This is a genomic window from Bythopirellula goksoeyrii, assembly GCF_008065115.1.
Classification (GTDB): domain Bacteria; phylum Planctomycetota; class Planctomycetia; order Pirellulales; family Lacipirellulaceae; genus Bythopirellula; species Bythopirellula goksoeyrii.
The window spans coordinates 2,828,765-2,845,844 of the sequence record NZ_CP042913.1 but is presented as its reverse complement, the minus strand read 5'-3'; the positions used below and the strand labels follow the sequence as shown (position 1 = coordinate 2,845,844).

Genomic DNA, 17,080 nt, shown 5'->3' with positions numbered 1-17,080 from the left:
CAAAGAGGCTCAGTCACTAAGCCAGGTTCGATATGCAGAATAGGATTAGATGAATATCTTGAGTAGGTTTGCTAGTTGGGGATTCTTAGCCTGTATTTTTTGGCAACAACCCCATGATTGTGCGTTGGGCAACACGGGGACATTCATTGATCGTCAGCAGACGACCGATTTGCGCGTGGTGTCTTACAATGTGTTGTGGGACAGCATCTTCCCCGATCGCGATGCTGTGCAGGCTACCAAGTTTGCACGGGTAGTGAATGCGCTTGATCCTGATCTTCTGAATCTTCAAGAGATTGGCTTTCCTTATGGTGAAGACCCTCCAAAAACGGACCTTGAGCTTCTGAACCTCATGAATACCGTCGCTCCGCTCGCTGGTGGTGCCTCGTGGTATGTCCACATGGGTGGCGACAATGTGATCGTTAGCAAATATCCTCTGTCGCTAAAACGTACTAATACGAATCCTGGAGGCAACAAATCCCAAGCCATTGCGTTGGTGGATTTACCTGACGATCAGTTTCCCTCTGATTTTTACTTGATGAACAACCACTATAAGTGTTGTGGCGGAGTAGGGAGCAGTGAGGATGCCCTCCGACAACAGCAGTCGGACACGATCGTCAGTTGGCTTCATGATGCGCGCACACCAGGGGGGCTTGTGAATCTAGCTCCAGGTACGCCGTTTGCCATTTTGGGGGATCTCAATATTGTTGGTGGACAGGGACCACTCAACACGCTCCTTGATGGCAACATCTACGAAGAATGGTTCTACGGCAGCGACTCGCCTCCCGATTGGGATGGGAGCACTCTCACGGATCCCCACCCGATCCACAACGCAACAGGCTCAACTGACTATACATGGCGAAATGACTTTTCCTCCTTCGATCCAGGAAGGCTCGACTACATAATCTATTCTGACAGCGCCCTGGACGTGGGCAACAAGTTCGTACTCAATACCGTGAGTATGACTTCCGCTCAAAGATTAGCTACAGGCTTGGAACGGCTGGATGTGACCATCGGGAATTCCTCATCCAACTTCGATCACTTGCCCGTGGTAGTTGATTTTCGCCTCTTCGATTTTGCCGATAGCGATTTCAATTTCAGCCGTGGTGTGGACGGGGCAGACCTCAGCACTTGGCAAACTGGCTTCGGAACCCCGAGCGGGGCCTCTCGTGGCATTGGCGACGCCGACCGAGACGGGGACGTCGATGGCCGAGATTATCTAATCTGGCAGCGGCAACACAATAACTTGGGCGTTCAGGTCGCGCCTGTTCCCGAACCAGCTACCGGTTGCATGCTACTTATCAGTTTTCTCTTGCTCGCGAGACCTCAGGCGAACCAGCTGCGTTAGCGGCTAGAGTTCTTCGTAAGCCGGAACGAGCGTTAACGCTGTTCCGGCGGGCCATCACAATCTGATTCGCATTGCCGGAACTGCGCACGGCTTGTTCCGGCCTACACTTTTCTGAACAATTCTCAAATTCTTTCTTGACACCTACTGGTCAACCAGTAGAATGAGCGAAGAACCTACTGGACGACCAGTAGACAATCCCTTAGCCGGAGCCACCCTTGGCTCCGGGAATGGACCGGAGGGTGTGGCCCTCCGGCTGGGATGCAGAGGCTGAAGGAATCGAATAAGAAAGAGCAGAGATGAATGACATTCAGCCCACTGACCGTGAATTGGAAGCCCTCAAAGTGCTCTGGGAGCACGACGAAGCTACAGTGCGTGAGATTTGCGACTCCCTAAATGCCAGTGGGGAGGATCTGGCTTACACCACGGTGCTGTCACTTTTGCAAGTAATGGAACAGAAGGGCTTGGTCACTCACCGCAGCGAAGGGAAAGCCTACGTCTATCTCCCCGCGATCACCCGCGAAAAAACGCTCCGCCAACTGGCGACCGGCTTTCTCGACCGAGTGTTCGACGGGGCTCTCGATGAATATCTCGTCCACGCGCTGGGAAAACGCAAGATTACTGCCGACGAATTGGCTCAGCTGGAAGCGATGCTGGCGGAAGCTAAAGAAAGATCCCACTGCAAAAACAAGAAGGTATAGGCCATGAACACGCTCGAAGTTACGCGGTGGCTCGGAGATTTTTACTTGTTGGCGACGCTGCTCCTGGGGGCCGAACTCTTGGCTTGCCTCTTCGCGGGTCAACCCGCCCGACGAATGGCACTCGCCTGGGCGACGGCGGGTGGTCTCGGTTTGCTCGCCCTATTGTGCGCACTCCCCAGTTGGTCCACCTGGCATTTGCGCTCCCCTGCCCCATTGGTTGCGACGCGGACTCTGATCACGAATGTGCCTGAAAATCAAATCACAGATTTTCCAACGCCGCAGGCCCAGAACATGTCTGTCCAAAACTCAAGAGGCACGGTCTCGGAGGTGCAACCTATCGAGATCGATTGGGCTGCAGTTTCGATCTATTTGTACTTGATTGGTTCGGCAATCGTCGTTGTCTGGCTTGCCCTAGGGGCATGGCAAGTGCGGCGATTGCGAAGAGTCGGTGAGGTGGCGCCTGAGAAGATACAGATACTACTCACTGAGTTGACACCAGCGGAGAGACCGATTCCTTCGGTAAAAGTGCTAAGCAAGCTGCCTGTAGCGGTTGCTGTAGGACTGATCGATCCGGTTATCTTGCTGCCGCGCACGTTGGTCGAACAAGCTCGCACCGGTCAGATACGCTCTGTGCTGGCCCATGAACTTGCCCACCTGCAACATCGCGACCTGTCGTTGATGGCCGGACTGCGAATGCTGATGGTTGTGCTGTGGGCGCACCCACTCTTTTGGCTATGGCGACGCCGAGTGCGACTCGACCAAGAAGTGCTTGCCGACACCGCTGCCGCAGAGCTTACCAGCCGCAGCGTGTATGCCGAGGAGTTGGTGGAGTTGGCTCGTTATACGAGTACAAGTCGCGTGCCGAGATTGGCTTCGTCGGTGGGGCTGTGGGAGACCCGCTCGCAGCTCAAGCAGCGGTTAGCGCTGTTGTTGGATGAAAAACTGACGATCCTGCGGAGTTGTTCACGGCAGTGGTGGGTAGGGTCTTTGGTTGTGCTGCTGGGGCTGGCGGGAGGGTTGTCACTGGTGACTTTGACGCCGGCGGAGCCGACATTTGAGTCGCAAGCGGAGGTAGCCGAGACAGAGGAAACTCAACCTGTAATAAAGGAAACACCTGCAGCGGAGAATACTGCCTGGGAAAGAACAAACAAACTTTTCTCAAAGCTCTACGAGAATCGTCAGCCAAATACGATCTTCGGTATTTGCGTCAATGAGAATGGCAAGCCACTTCCTAACACAAGAGTCGAGGTGTATGCCGCTCGCTTTAGGGGTATAGATGGAGAATCGCAAGTGATTTTCTCAACCGCGACAGATTCTGAAGGAAGATATTGGTTTAAAGATGTGATCGATATCGAGAAAGAATTCCCCGATGGATTGCCGGACAATAACTATTTTCTTCCCAAGAATATTCGCGTCATTACAGTGATTTCCCGAGAGCCAAATCGCGTGCCAGGTTTCGTCGGAAATTCAATGTCCTCAGAAGTTGCTCGACATGGCGAGGCCTACGTCCATCAGATGCCTCCAGCTCAACCCCTTCGAGGACGGATTGTCGATGGACAAGGGGAGCCAGTCGTCGGTGCCCGGGTTAGTGCAGGTACCTTGCCTAGGATTCGTGGTATTCCAGGCGACATCAACACCGCAATGACGGACTCGAATGGCGAGTATGCTATCGACGATTTGGCTGCCTACGATGCCGAACAAATGAAACGTGATTTCGAGCAGAGCCAACAGGCTGGCAGTTCGGCCATGTCAACCTACGCAGGAAACGATGGTAAACCCTGGGTCCGCTGGCTATGGGTCAAGCATCCAGACTTCGCCATGAAGCGGGTAGCGATCGACAAGATTCCGGGTCGTATAGACGTAGAATTGCAGCCCGGGGCTGTGCTAACGGGACGAGTGGTCACGCAGGAGGCAGGAAAGGCTCCCGAACCTGCCAAAAATGTCGACGTTCGCTTGCAACGTGACATGACCCCTGACTGGGGATGGGAGTTCAATTTCCAGACCACCGGAGCCCGAACTGACAAAGAGGGAAATTACCGTTTCGAGTCGCTTCCCTCTGGAAAGTATTCATGTGTAGCTGAAACTGCTGGCTGGGTCACACAAGGTATCGAAGGTGTCGCGCTAAAACGCGGTGAGACGACCGAGACACCTGATTTATTGATGACTCGCGGCGGGCGCGTCCGGATTCAGTTGATTGACGACAAAACAGGTGAGCCCCTTAATTTTGAAAAGCCAACCAAAGGATTTGTGAATCCCTCGCCACGGCCCCGTCGCAACCACCATTACTTCACTCCAAACATAGTGGAATTCTCTCCGGAGGGCATCGGCGAGAAACAAGTTCCTGCGGGGAACTATCTGTTTTATGCCAGTGTGCCGGGCAGCGAGGGCCAGCCGGGCTGGCAAGCTACCACGTATGATAATATCCGCACCGAAGAGGATAGGGATGCATTGCCCACACACGAGCTCAAAGAAGGCGAAGTGTTGGAGTTAGAATTGCGGATGCAAAAGGAACAAGAAATAGCAAAGGGCAGACTGATGCAATCCCCACCACCGAGTGACGATGAGAAAAAATCCCACCCGCGGAAATCAACTGAATTCACTCCTGCGACACCCCCTGCAGATGGTGCGGACCGTGATTCATACGAAAATGGCGTCTTTGTGCCGGAGGACCCTGAGAAATTAAACGAGAAATTGGATATTGGGATCGAAGCCCTGGACGATGACGCCTATGAGAATGGCGTTTTTGAAGACAAGACACCGATTCAACGCTAGGATTTCGCTCCTAGCCGGAGGGCCACTGCCCTCCGGGAAATCCCGGACCGCGTGGCGGTCCGGCTAAGGGGGAATGTCATGACTCAAGCCTCAGCGCTGCTTTCGCGACCATAGCCAACCAATCTGGGAGATTTTCTTCGCACCACTGCCGGTATTCTTCCATCGAGTCGAACGAGCGATACGGGGCATCGTCTAGCAAGGGCGATAGGTGCGGACGAAACCATAGCGGAACCGTTCTTTCAGGGTGGGTTTTCGCGACACCTCGAACTCAGCAAACCATTCGGGCGGGGTTTTGTCTGGTGTGGGCCATACGATTATTGCAGCAGACACCATTGGATTCCGCAGTATTCATTTCTTTTCCGCCACACAATACAACTTCTCACTCGACCGAATAAATAGCTCTCCGTCGCTGATCGCTGGGGTCGCCGAAAAATCACCTTCGTCATTGCCGAATCTATTGACTGCCAGCTGTTCAAACTCCGGCCCAAGTTTCAATACGTAACACAGTCCCTGCCGGGTGATGAAGTACAGTTTGCCATCGGCTGCGACGACGGAGGAATAACTCGAGTTGGAGAATCGACCACGCCGACCTCCGGCTTCTTCTGCTGCAGTCTCATCAGCTGGCGGAGTTTCAAGGCGCTCCTGGTACACTTCTTCACCCGTGGCGGCGTCGATGCAGGTGGCGATATCGCGGCTGATCCAGTAGATCAGGCCATCATGCACAAGCGGAGAGCCGATGCCGCCACGTTCGCGGCTTGTCCAAAGGATGTTCGATTCAGAGACGTCTCCTTTCCCCCCTACTTTGACGGCAATGGTGTCTCCATCACGATTGCCGAGGGCGAAAATGTTGCCGTCGGAGGTGACCACACTCGAAGTGTAGGAATTATCGCCAGGGCCTTTGGAGTACCATTTGAGTTTGCCACTGTCAGAATTAAAGGCCCATATTTCGCCGGGAACAGCCAGAACGACCTGTTTGTCTCCGTCCGGTCCGTCAACAAGAATGGGAGAGCCCCAGGTTCCTGCAAACCCTTCCGCCTCCTGCTTCCAGACCTCACTACCCGTTTCTTTGTCGAGCGCCACAAGCGCATGGTTTTCAGCAGCAGCAGGTACGATGACTAGATTCTTGTAAAGCAAAGGACTCGAAGCGGTACCCCAGTTTTGAATCCCAGATTCCATGCCAACGCTGGTCTGCCAGAGCTTGTTGCCATCCATATCAAACGCGACGACGCCGGTCTTGCCGAAGAAGGCATAGACTTTTTCACCGTCGGAGACTGGGGTATGTGAGGCATAGCCGTGCTCGGCAAACATACCACCATATTCATCCTCCGGGAGATAAGGATCAATCGACTTATCCCAGAGCACTTTACCATTCTCACGGTTAACGCATACAAGATGGCGTTTGAGATCCTCCTGATCGCCTGGCTCGTTGCGGTCCAGCCCGTAGCCACTCCAGCAAGTGACGAACACTTTGTCTCCCACAACGATGGGGCACGAGGAGCCGGGCCCCGGCAGGTCGATACTCCACTTGACGTTTTCGGTGTCTGTCCAGGTTGCAGGCATTGTTTCGGTGTCGGGACTCACACCTGAGCCATTAGGCCCGCGAAAACGTGACCAATCCGAAGCAATCGTATGCGGAACAGAGATTGCCAGAAGAATGATAGATAAACCAAGGGCCGAAAGCCGAGCGGCGTAGCGGTCTTGCATGTTCAATGTCCTTACTGAAAATAGCGAAAAATCGAAAGAGATCCAAGAAATCCCCTACATCATAGGGGGCAATGCAAGCGACTGGATAGGGAGCAGGTCGAGCAAATCGTTGTAAATCCCCGGAGAAACGAGCAATTCGAGGCTGCTCGACAGGTCCGCACCGCATGCCTAAAATGGAGGACACGCCGGTGGGCAGCACTGGCAGTCCCGCCAACCCCGGAGCCAATCGGCTCGTATGACCATGCATGTCGAACGTGAACAGCTTGCCGCTGCTCACTCTACCGCACGCCAGAAACTTCTGGCAGAGCGCAAACACGATCACTGGACGGGGGAGCTATCGAGTTCACCTCTGTGTACTGCTGCAGCTATTAGTGCGCTGGTGCTAGCCGAGCGGCATGTGGATGACACACCCGAAGAGGGCTCAGCGCTGGAGCATAGTTGGCACTCAGGCATGCTTGTCCGTAGTGAGTTGTCCGAATTATTCTCCCAGAGTCTCCGGTGGCTTGCCGAGCAGCAAAACGAAGATGGTGGCTGGGGAGATGCTGATTGCGGCCATTCGACGTTGGCTGCAACCTTGATGGTCAAAGCAGCATTTCATCTGACCGGGGTTCCTGCCAAGTATGCCAATTTGCTGCATAGTGCAGAGAGCTACATCGAAGCCCAAGGAGACATCGCTGGCCTGAAAAAGCATTTTTCAGACGACAAACCCTTTGTGGCTGCAATACTGGCAATCTGTGCGATGGCAGACATCGTCCCTTGGCGCAAGGTTCCTTCGCTGCCGTTTGAGCTGGCCTGCTTACCTGAATCTTTTTTCCGCATGCAAAGGCTTGCCGGATTCGGCTCCATGCTGCCGCTGGTTGTAGCAGTAGGACAAGCAAAGAATCATCATTCTCCGTCACGCAATCCGCTTGCGAAAGGGCTTCGCCATCAAGCAGAGGGCCCAAGTCACGTGGCACTCGCTCGCGTGCAAGCAGCTGATGGTAGTTTCTCTGGTTCAACACTTTACACGAGCTTTGTGATTGCATGTCTCGCTAGCCAAGGACAGTCAGAAGATCCACAAGTTCGCAAGGGTACCAACTATCTCTTGAGCAAGGTGCGTTCTGATGGGAGTTGGTCGGTGTGCCCTGACAAGGATGTTTCGAATACCGTGCTGGCACTCCAGGCATTGGGTTGGAATCTTGGTGAACCTTCCAGCCAGGCGGGCGAACCTTCCCCCGAGGCAGAGGCAGCGCTCCGCTGGTTGATGTCGGCACAAATGTCAGAAGACACCTCCAGGTCTGGCGATGCAGCTGGTTGGCCGAGTTCCCATTGCCCCGGAGCCGTAGGAAATTCATTCGACACGGCAGGTGCATTAATAGCTCTTGCCGAGTGGCGACGACGGTGGCCGCGATGCCGAACTGCAGAAATCACAGGGGCCGCACTCGATGGAGTTCGCTGGTTGATTGAGAGGCAGAACCGCGATGGTGGTTGGGCCCTTTCGTTCCGCGGATCGGGCAAGATGGCCCAGGAAATCAGTTCGACGGATGTTACATGCCAAGCCATGCTGGCACTCAATGCGTGGAAAAAGGTTCTTCGCAAGTCGGCCTCTAGCCATCCCTTGATCCAGTCGATCGAACGTGATCTGCTCAAGGGCCTTGCCTTTCTTGATTCGCAGCAGAGGCCCGAGGGGAGTTGGTGGCCGCTTTGGAGTGGAAGTGAGTTCCATCCGCAAGGAGCCAATCCCGTGATCGGCACCGCACAAGTCTTGCGTGTCTTTAGCGAAATGCAGGTTTGGCAAACGACAATGGCCCAACGTGCTGTTCGCTGGCTAGTCGACGTACAGTTTCCTTCTGGTAGCTGGGGAAGCGGCCATGTTCCCTCACCTAAATCCGTAACCCGTAAGAAGCCAGTAGAACGCGAAGTCCATTCTGTCGGAAGCGTTGAAGAAACTGCCATCGCAATTAAGTCCCTGCTACCTTTTGCCGCCCGGATCCCGGCGGTCCAGACAAGCGTCAACGACGGTCTTTCTTGGCTGATCGAAGCTGCATCTACCCTATCTCAGCTCGATCCCACCCTTGTCGCTTTATATCCCCCTAAAGTATGGTATCATGATCGCCAGCTTGCTTGCTCCTTGGCCGTAAACACGTTGGCTGCGGCATGTCGAGCTAACGAGGTTAAAACGGCCGACGTTGATACGGTTCACGTTTAGGAAAGTCGCCGCCCGAGATTGATTGGTAGACCATGGACGGCTTTCTTAGGCATATGTAATGTGTTGAATTCACAGCCTTTGTTGATGTTGCTGTGAATCGAATTGTTGTGGGATTGACTGGACTCTCGAAGGAAAGAGGAAACAACTGTGGCGGGGAATCCTACCGAAGTCCAGGTTCAGGAGTCGTTGGGAGGACTCTCCGCTGGGGATCCTGCCTCGGCAGGTCTTCTGAAACAGGTTCCTGAGAACCTTGATCTGCGCGACACTATCCGTAGCGAATGCGTTCAACATTCGTTGCAATTCGAGCCCTCTCAAGGTCTTTCCAAAGAAGAATTAGAAGCCGCTGCCCGACTGATTCTCATAAAGCTCCAGCTTCCTGAATGCTATGTCGGCTGGACGATGGTTGTGCTGTCCAACGAGTTTTGGCGAACTCGGGTAACAGCAGTTCCTCTTCCGAGGCGGCTCATGCTGTTGCCAAAAGAGTCTGTCAACAATGGCGAGTTCGACCAAGTTCGTTCCCAGGCGGAGTCCTTGGGCGTGACGGTACATGTTGCTGAGGCTTCGCCTGAAGTCATGCAGCTCTTGTTCAGCAACTCGATCGAAGCGATCGTGGGAGTGGCGAGTCTCGACGTCTTGGAGAAGGCACTCGATATGATCCTACTCTCAGGGGTTCCCGCGTTAGCAGTCCCACTATTGGATGAAGAAAGTGGCTCCCCGTTTGATTCCGAGTGGGTAGCTGAACTATTGCGATGGACTCCATTGGATCATTGTAGTCGTGAATCCAGGTACGCGACCATCTTGCGATCCGCTCGATCCATGTTTGAACCTGCAGAGTTGGTGCGACTTGTACCTCGACTGAGAGGCGGGCCTAGCCTCGCTGAAGTGAATGGAGCGGGCGCTTCGGCATTGGAACCAATTGCGGCGACTGAAACGATCGCCCATGACTTTCTCGCTTTGGGTGGAAAGTATGCCCGACCTTTCATCACGTTGGCCGCCTATCAAGCTATGAGCCAACCAACGGAGTCAGATCGGTCCACATCAAATGGTCAGCCAGAAATCCCTGATGCGGTTCGCCGGGTTGCCTTATCGATTGAGATTTTCCACAAGGCATCGCTTGTACATGATGACATCGAGGATGCTGATGAGTTCCGGTACGGCAGGCCTACGTTGCATCGTGCACATGGCTTGCCTACCGCCATCAACGTGGGCGATTATTTGATTGGCTTGGGCTATAGCCTAGTGAGTCGTGAGTCGGCTTCGCTTGGGGCCGATGTTGTGGGCGATATTGTCGATATTTTAGCCGATGCCCATCTGCGACTCAGCGAGGGGCAAGGGGCCGAGTTACTATGGCGAGATGCGCGGAACAAACTGCTCTCGGTCCAAGATGCCTTAGAAATCTACGCACTGAAAACTTCACCCGCGTTTGAGGCGGCTTTGCTTAGCGGCCTGCGATGCGCAGGCCCGCTGGGAGAAAACCAATCGCGACTCCGAGAGTTCTGTCGATATTTGGGAATCGCATTTCAAATTCTGAATGATCTAAAAGATTGGCAAGGTGACCAAGACAATAAGTTGCATGCCGGGCTCGATACTCTCGGTGGTCGACCTACCGTGCTATGGGCATTGGCCATCGACGGACTCTCTGAAAGTCATTGCCAGGAATTGATGCAACTCGTAGGTACTTCGCTTCCTAGCAACGAAAAGGTTGAGAAAGTGCGGGAACTATATGTACAGTCCCATGTTTTTTCCCAAGCGGATCAGTTGGTTGCACAGTATCAAACGCAAGCTCTTTCCATTGCCAATGAAATCGAACCCGCGTGCCTTCAACGTTTGTTGCAATACTTGGTTGAAACGGTACTTTTTGGCTCTGCCAAGATCGCAGAGTCTGTTTCCCAACCAAACGCAGAGGGGTAGAATAAGCGATAGCACCGCACAAGTATACTTGTTGATTGGGCGTCACCGTCTCAAGTGTGTGCTAAATCATATGACATCTTGACCATAGCCCACACAGATTTGCAAAGCCCCTGACAACTCTCTCCGTTTACACTTTGACGAGAAATGATGTAAACCCCATGATTGAAGAATTATGTGAGTTGTTCTACCCGACGACTGCCGAAGTTGGGGCTTTTGAGGAGGTAGCCGCCGGTGAACTTCCCGATCAGTTCAAAGCGCTCTTGGCACATGACGACCACATGACGGTGACCGTTGAGGCTTGGCACAACAGTCTGGTGAAGCTAAGTGTGCTTAGTGAACATCATGACAAAGATTTCTACTCGCGTCGAATTTTACTGTCTCTGCAGCGCGACGGCTGCCCCGTCCAGTTTGGGATCATGCGCATCTCTCTGGCAGGACTTCCCCAAATTGTCCGCATGGAAATCGAGTCTCAGGCACTTCCCTTAGGACGTATCATGATCCGCCATCATCTGATGCGAGATGTAGAACTTGAACAGCTTTGGCGCATCACTGCAGGCCCGGAACTTTGTAAATATCTGAAATTGAAGCCAGGAGATACTTGTTTCGGACGTACGGCACGGATTCTGGTTGACAAGAAACCTGCCGTGGAATTGCTAGAAATTGTCGCGCCTTGAGAGATACTGGCTAAAAGATGAGCGAATTGAAATCTGCCTACGATTGTGTTGTATTGGGCGCTGGTCCCGCCGGATCTACAGTGGCGACCTTGGTTGCGGCAGCAGGATTTCGAACTCTTCTTGTCGAACGAGCCGAAATGCCGCGGCCACATGTCGGTGAATCGTTGATGCCGGAAACTTATTGGATTTTCGAGCGACTGGGGATCTTGCCACAGCTAAAACGCGACGACTACGCCAGGAAAGTTGGCGTACAATTCGTTAGCAGTTCGGGCAAGGAATCGGCGCCTTTCTACTTTCGTTCTCATGACGACCGCGAATGCAGCGAAACTTGGCATGTCGATCGGGCCGACTTCGACAAACTGATGTTTGATAATGCTGAGAAGCACGGGGCTGAATGTAAAGATCAAACCCGCGCCCTTGATGTGCTACTTGAGGAGGATCAAGCCGTTGGAGTTCGACTTCAGGCATCTGGCGGAAAAGCTCACGACGTCGCTGCCCGTGTCGTCGTTGACGCAACGGGTCAACAGTGCCTGTTGGCCTCCAAGCTTGGCCTGAAGCAAATGAATCCCACGCTACGGAAAGCCTCCATATGGGGTCATTTTCGAGGAGGAAAAGTCGATACCGAAGGGGGCGGAGTTAAGACGGTTATCTTGCAGACGACCGAGAATCGAAGTTGGTTCTGGTACATTCCGCAAACTGACAACTTGGTAAGTGTCGGGCTGGTAGGAGACAATGACTATTTGCTGAAAGGCCGAGGATTGCCTTCTGACGTTTTCACCGAAGAGTTGGCCAATTGCCCAACGCTATCGGATTGGCTAGCCGATGCAGAACCAACTGAAGAACTTCGTGTCGTGAAGGAATTCTCCTACACCACGAATCAGTCAGCGGGCCCCGGCTGGGTGCTTGTAGGAGATGCATGGGGATTTATCGATCCAATTTATTCCTCGGGCGTATATTTCGCTTTGAAATCCGGTGAGCTAGCTGCCGACGCGATTGTAGACGGTCTCCGCGCAAATGACTTGTCTTCCAGGACGCTGGGACGCTGGGTAGAAGGTTTTTCACGCCAAACGAATCTCATCCGCAAACTGGTGCATGCTTTCTACTCGGGCGAATTTCGCGTCGGCCAGTTTGTGACTGAATACCCCGAACACCAGGCAGAGTTGGTAGACCTGCTAATCGGTCGAGTCTTCGATGGACGACCCGGGAAGATTTTTGATGATCTTGACCCGTGGCTGGAAGGACGGATGTCGAAGGAATCGATACCCACATCGGAATAATAGCACTGGCATGGGTCAACAATACGAATACGGCCAAAATCCATACTCCCCCGATCTCGATACGCACAGTCTCGTCATTGGATACCTGCTGTGGATTTTCGGTTTCACAGGATCTCACCGCTTCTATTATGGTAAGCCTGTCTCGGGAACGATTTGGTTTTTCACTCTTGGCCTTTTGGGCATCGGTTGGCTTATTGACTTGCTGTTGATTCCAAGCATGGACAGAAGTGCCAATCGGCGATATTTGGCTGGACCGACTAGCTACACGGCAGCTTGGTTTCTACTTACATTCCTCGGCCTGTTTGGCGTACACCGTTTCTACCTAGGCAAATGGTTCACCGGAATTCTCTACTTGGTAACCGGTGGCCTATTCCTCGTAGGCATCCTCTATGACTTTTGGACGCTTAATGAGCAGGTCGATGAAATGAATGGGTTTTACGTCTAGTGAGAATCGCTTACCTAGCCGCCGGTGCCGCTGGCATGTATTGTGGGAGTTGTTTGCACGACAACACACTCGCCGCGGAGTTGCTGCGGATGGGCGAGGATGTGATTCTCGTTCCAATCTATACACCGCTGCGAACTGATGAAGTGAATGTTAGCCATCGCAAGGTCTTCTATGGTGGCATCAATGTTTACATGCAGCAGAAGTGGGCTTTGTTTCGAAGGACATCTCGTTGGCTTGACTGGTTTCTAGACCACCCTGCCCTCTTGCGGACGATTAGCCACTTTTCCGGAAACGTTGATCCCACGCAATTGGGTGATTTAACCGTCTCAATGCTTCAAGGGGAACAGGGTAACCAGCGAAAAGAATTGGAGAAACTGGTGGATTGGCTGATCGATGAAGTGCGGCCAGAGGTAGTTCATCTCTCGAATTCGATGATGCTTGGGCTGGCGCGCATGATCGCTGAGCGGTTTGGACCTCCGGTGGTTTGTTCCCTATCGGGCGAAGATATTTTCTTAGAGAAACTATCCGAGCCATTCTATTCGCAAGCTCGTCAATTGTTGTGCGAACGGGCTACGGAAATCGATGCTTTTGTTGCGCTGAACAAATATTATGCGGATGAAATGAGTAAGTATCTGGAAGTTCCGCGCGAACGGGTTCACGTCATTCCCCACGGACTCGATTTGGCGGGACATGGAGTGCGGAATGGACAACAAGAAAATGAGCCGCGACGCATTGGCTTTCTTGCACGCATCTGCGCTGACAAGGGGTTGCACCTGTTAGTCGAGGCCTGCGAACTTCTCTGCACTCGGCCCGAATGTCCCGCGTTTGAACTCCATGCCGCCGGGTATCTCGGTAAGGGAGACCGAGATTATCTTCGTAAAATTGAAAGCAGAGTTGCTGACGGGCCATTGGCAAAACGATTTCACTATCATGGGGAATTGAATCGTGAAGAAAAGATTAAGTTCCTTCAATCCCTGGACGTCTTCAGCACCCCCACGGTCTATCAAGAAAGCAAAGGACTTCCAGCCCTAGAGGCTCAGGCGAATGCCGTTCCGGTGGTACTCCCTGGGCATGGATCCTTTCCAGAGATGTTGGAAGCTACAAGTGGAGGATTGCTTTTTAAGCCCCACGATACGGCGGACTTGGCAGAAAAACTGTTTGAAGTCCTCTCCAATACCAGTCTCGCAAAGGACCTGGGGGAACAAGGCAAACTTGGAATTGAAAACAAGTACCATGTCTCGGCGATGGCAGAGCAAACATTGGGTCTTTACCGAACCTTGATTACAGAAAAGACTGCGACTTTGTAGCACATAGTCGCAGTATGGCATGTTACACTCAATAGAAGAGAAATCTTTCCGCTGAATCACGAAACCCTGTTCTATCGGCAAAATGAGCGTCACAGAGAGAAACGTTGATTTGTCCCTTCAGGGAGGATCGTTTTTCGAATCCGTTTGCCTTTATTACCGAGTGGACTCAGCAGGTTGTTTCACTTTTATAAGTCCCGCCTTGGAAGGCTTGTTAGGTGTTCCACGTTCTGAGGTTGTAGGCAAGTCGTTTCAAGACATATTCGATCTCGAACATTCTTTGGGTTTATTTGCGCTGGATCAGCAGAAGGATGGTCATCAAAGTTCGAAAAGCAATACTCGCTGTGCCATAGTACGGCAGAACAACGGTGAGATAGCGATCCTCGAGCTCCAAGAGCGTGTACTTCCAAGTTCTGAAGAGACTTCGGGAGGATCGGAAGGATTGGCCGTAGACGTAACGCACTACGTTAATGCCGCGGTCAAATTAAGCCAAGGCGAACGGAAATATCGCCGTCTAGTGGAGGGATTGGGGGGGGACTATGCCATCTACACGCATCTCCCCAATGGAGAACTGACTTATGTGAGCCCTTCGGTCGAGGAGATACTAGGGTATCTGCCGCACGAGTTAATGGGACTCAATTGGCGGGAACTCATTGGCGAGGACTTTTCAGGCCGAGAAACGGCGGATCAGGTTTTGGCTGATCTCCAGGCAGGGGTTCGGTTCTACAAGTTTACTACGGAAGTTGCTCACGCATCTGGTGAAAAGAGACTCCTTGAAATTCAGCAACGACCGGTGTTTTCACCCGAAGGTCAGTATTTGCTGATGGAAGGAATCGCCAAAGATATCACTGAGATTACTCAGAACGCTGAGGAATTGCGTCGGCTTAAAGAAGAGTTAGAGGTGCGGGTCCGAGAGCGAACTCAAGAACTTAGTCAGATCAACGTCCAGCTTGCAGAAAGCGAATCACGTTATCGGAGCGTTGTCGAGGATCAAACGGAATTCATTTGTCGTTGGAATGAAGGAGGGGTCTATACGTTCGTCAACGAGGCATACTGTCGTTACATGAATATGCCGGCGAGTGAGTTACTTGGTGCTTCCTTTCTGCCAGATATCGTTGAAGAAGATCGCGGTCGTGTGCTCGCCGAAATCGCGGGACTCACTCCCCAAGAGCCAGCCGTGACAAGTGAGCACCGAGTGCTGGATGCGGACAAGAATCTTCGTTGGCACCACTGGACAAACCGGGCACTATTCGATGAACAAGGTATTCTCAGGGGATATCAATCTGTTGGACGAGACATTACTGACCTAAAGCAAGCAGAGGACTTGGTTCAAGATCGCGAAGACCATCTCATGCGAGTGTCTCGCTTGGCAACCATGGGGGAATTGATTTCTGGCATCGCCCACGAGATTCATCAGCCGCTGCATGCGGCCCAACTCTTTGCGGAGGCCACGCGGCGTAATCTTGAAATGGAAGGTGTGGCTAACATTTCAACCGCTATTGATTGTACGCGTGAAATCACGAATTCTATCTCTCGTACTGCAACGATCATCCGCCAATTGCACTCGTTTACAACGACTAAGCCGAGTAAGTTTGAGTTGTTGGATATCAATGAAGTCCTTCACGAAGTTGCCGCGATCTTGAGCTATGAAATCAGAAAAGCAGAAGTTAAATTGCATTATGCGCTACAGAAGCGTTCAATTTCGGTCAATGCAGACAGAGTCCAAATGCTACAACTATTCGTCGATTGGTTTCGGAACGCTTTTGAAGCCATGAGCGGAAATGACCGTGAAAACCGACATCTCGCAATAGCTACACGTCGTGACCGGAGAGAGTTGGTAGTGGAGTTGTGTGACAATGGAGCGGGTACCGATATTGAGAATACTGAGCGATTGTTCGATGCATTTTACAGCACGAAACCTGGACGCTTAGGAATGGGGCTCTCGATCTGCAAAACGATTGCGGAAACGCACCATGCCAAAGTAATCGCTTCCAAGAATCCGACTCAGGGAATGACATTTGCGATGCGACTTCCCATAGCAGAAAGGAAGAAGTTATGAATGGAACCTCTGCGATTGAGCAAGCCATAGTATATATCGTGGATGACGACGAACAAGTTCGCAAAGGACTTGTGGCTTTAGTACAGGCCATGGGTGTCGCAAGCGAGGCCTATCCCAGCGCTGAAGATTTCTTACAAGCGTTTGAGGGACGGCGTCCTGCCTGCCTAGTGACCGACGTCCGGATGCTAGGCATGAGCGGGTTAGAACTGCAGGAACGTTTGTTGCAACTCGGAGTATCGATGTCGGTTATTGTACTCACTGCTTTTGCAACGACTCCTACGACTGTGAGAGCAATGCGCAATGGAGCACTCACCCTAATGGAGAAGCCAAGCAATGACGAAGAACTCTGGAATGCAATTCGCGCAGGCCTGGCAAGCGATCTCCAAAACTATCAACTCGAGCTTCAGCGCAGTTCACTCAAACAGCGGCTTGACAATCTGACTCCGAAAGAGCTGGAAGTTCTCCATCTCATGATCGCAGGAGATGCCAATAAAGTTATCGCCCGCAAGCTGGACTGTAGTATCCGAACTATAGAAAACCATCGACAAAAGGTTTTCCATAAGATGGAAGCCGACTCACTGGCTGAGTTGGTTCGGATGGCGGTCGCATTGGGAATTGTGCCGAACTTAGTGTAAGAGCCGCTCCGCTCCTTCTTTCTTAGCCCGGGAAGGCGATGGTTTGGCCAAAACCAACAATCCCGTTC

Annotated in this window: 12 protein-coding genes; 11 read left to right on the top strand and 1 reads right to left on the bottom strand. The window is 52.4% G+C overall.

The features are described from left to right. Positions 1–49 precede the first annotated feature (49 nt). The 3 genes from Pr1d_RS11255 (at position 50) to Pr1d_RS11245 (ending at position 4,815) form a co-directional block, all read left to right on the top strand. Positions 50–1,345, top strand: coding sequence for an endonuclease/exonuclease/phosphatase family protein (locus Pr1d_RS11255; protein ID WP_148073614.1), 1,296 nt, complete (start codon positions 50–52; stop codon positions 1,343–1,345). Between the two features lie 296 nt (positions 1,346–1,641). After that, positions 1,642–2,043: a BlaI/MecI/CopY family transcriptional regulator gene (locus Pr1d_RS11250; RefSeq protein WP_148073613.1), complete on the top strand. Its 402-nt coding sequence runs from the start codon at positions 1,642–1,644 to the stop codon at positions 2,041–2,043. Between the two features lie 3 nt (positions 2,044–2,046). Then, positions 2,047–4,815 (top strand): M56 family metallopeptidase, encoded by a 2,769-nt coding sequence (locus Pr1d_RS11245; RefSeq protein WP_148073612.1) that lies wholly within the window; start codon positions 2,047–2,049, stop codon positions 4,813–4,815. A 348-nt stretch (positions 4,816–5,163) separates the two neighbouring features. On the opposite strand, the gene Pr1d_RS11240 is transcribed toward Pr1d_RS11245, so the two are convergent. Continuing rightward, a complete protein-coding gene (locus Pr1d_RS11240; protein WP_148073611.1) occupies positions 5,164–6,519 on the bottom strand; it encodes a PQQ-binding-like beta-propeller repeat protein in 1,356 nt (451 codons plus the stop codon). Between the two features lie 235 nt (positions 6,520–6,754). Between Pr1d_RS11240 and Pr1d_RS11235 the strand changes: the two genes are divergently transcribed. The 8 genes from Pr1d_RS11235 (at position 6,755) to Pr1d_RS11200 (ending at position 17,012) form a co-directional block, all read left to right on the top strand. Next, on the top strand, positions 6,755–8,707 hold the full coding sequence (locus tag Pr1d_RS11235) for a prenyltransferase/squalene oxidase repeat-containing protein (RefSeq protein WP_148073610.1): 1,953 nt from the start codon (positions 6,755–6,757) through the stop codon (positions 8,705–8,707). Positions 8,708–8,854: 147 nt separating this feature from the next. Beyond that, positions 8,855–10,618, top strand: coding sequence for a polyprenyl synthetase family protein (locus tag Pr1d_RS11230; RefSeq protein ID WP_148073609.1), 1,764 nt, complete (start codon positions 8,855–8,857; stop codon positions 10,616–10,618). Positions 10,619–10,776: 158 nt separating this feature from the next. Beyond that, positions 10,777–11,292: a hypothetical protein gene (locus tag Pr1d_RS11225; protein ID WP_148073608.1), complete on the top strand. Its 516-nt coding sequence runs from the start codon at positions 10,777–10,779 to the stop codon at positions 11,290–11,292. 17 nt (positions 11,293–11,309) lie between these two features. Further along, positions 11,310–12,569: an NAD(P)/FAD-dependent oxidoreductase gene (locus Pr1d_RS11220; RefSeq protein WP_148073607.1), complete on the top strand. Its 1,260-nt coding sequence runs from the start codon at positions 11,310–11,312 to the stop codon at positions 12,567–12,569. Positions 12,570–12,579: 10 nt separating this feature from the next. Further along, a complete protein-coding gene (locus tag Pr1d_RS11215; RefSeq protein ID WP_148073606.1) occupies positions 12,580–13,014 on the top strand; it encodes an NINE protein in 435 nt (144 codons plus the stop codon). Further along, positions 13,014–14,321 (top strand): glycosyltransferase family 4 protein, encoded by a 1,308-nt coding sequence (locus Pr1d_RS11210; RefSeq protein WP_148073605.1) that lies wholly within the window; start codon positions 13,014–13,016, stop codon positions 14,319–14,321. The genes Pr1d_RS11215 and Pr1d_RS11210 overlap by 1 nt, the downstream gene beginning before the upstream one ends. An 82-nt stretch (positions 14,322–14,403) precedes the next feature. After that, a complete protein-coding gene (locus Pr1d_RS11205) occupies positions 14,404–16,377 on the top strand; it encodes a PAS domain-containing sensor histidine kinase (RefSeq protein WP_148073604.1) in 1,974 nt (657 codons plus the stop codon). After that, complete coding sequence (locus tag Pr1d_RS11200) at positions 16,374–17,012, top strand: response regulator transcription factor (RefSeq protein WP_148073603.1); 639 nt, start codon at positions 16,374–16,376, stop codon at positions 17,010–17,012. Before Pr1d_RS11205 ends, Pr1d_RS11200 begins: the two co-directional genes overlap by 4 nt. Positions 17,013–17,080 lie beyond the last annotated feature (68 nt).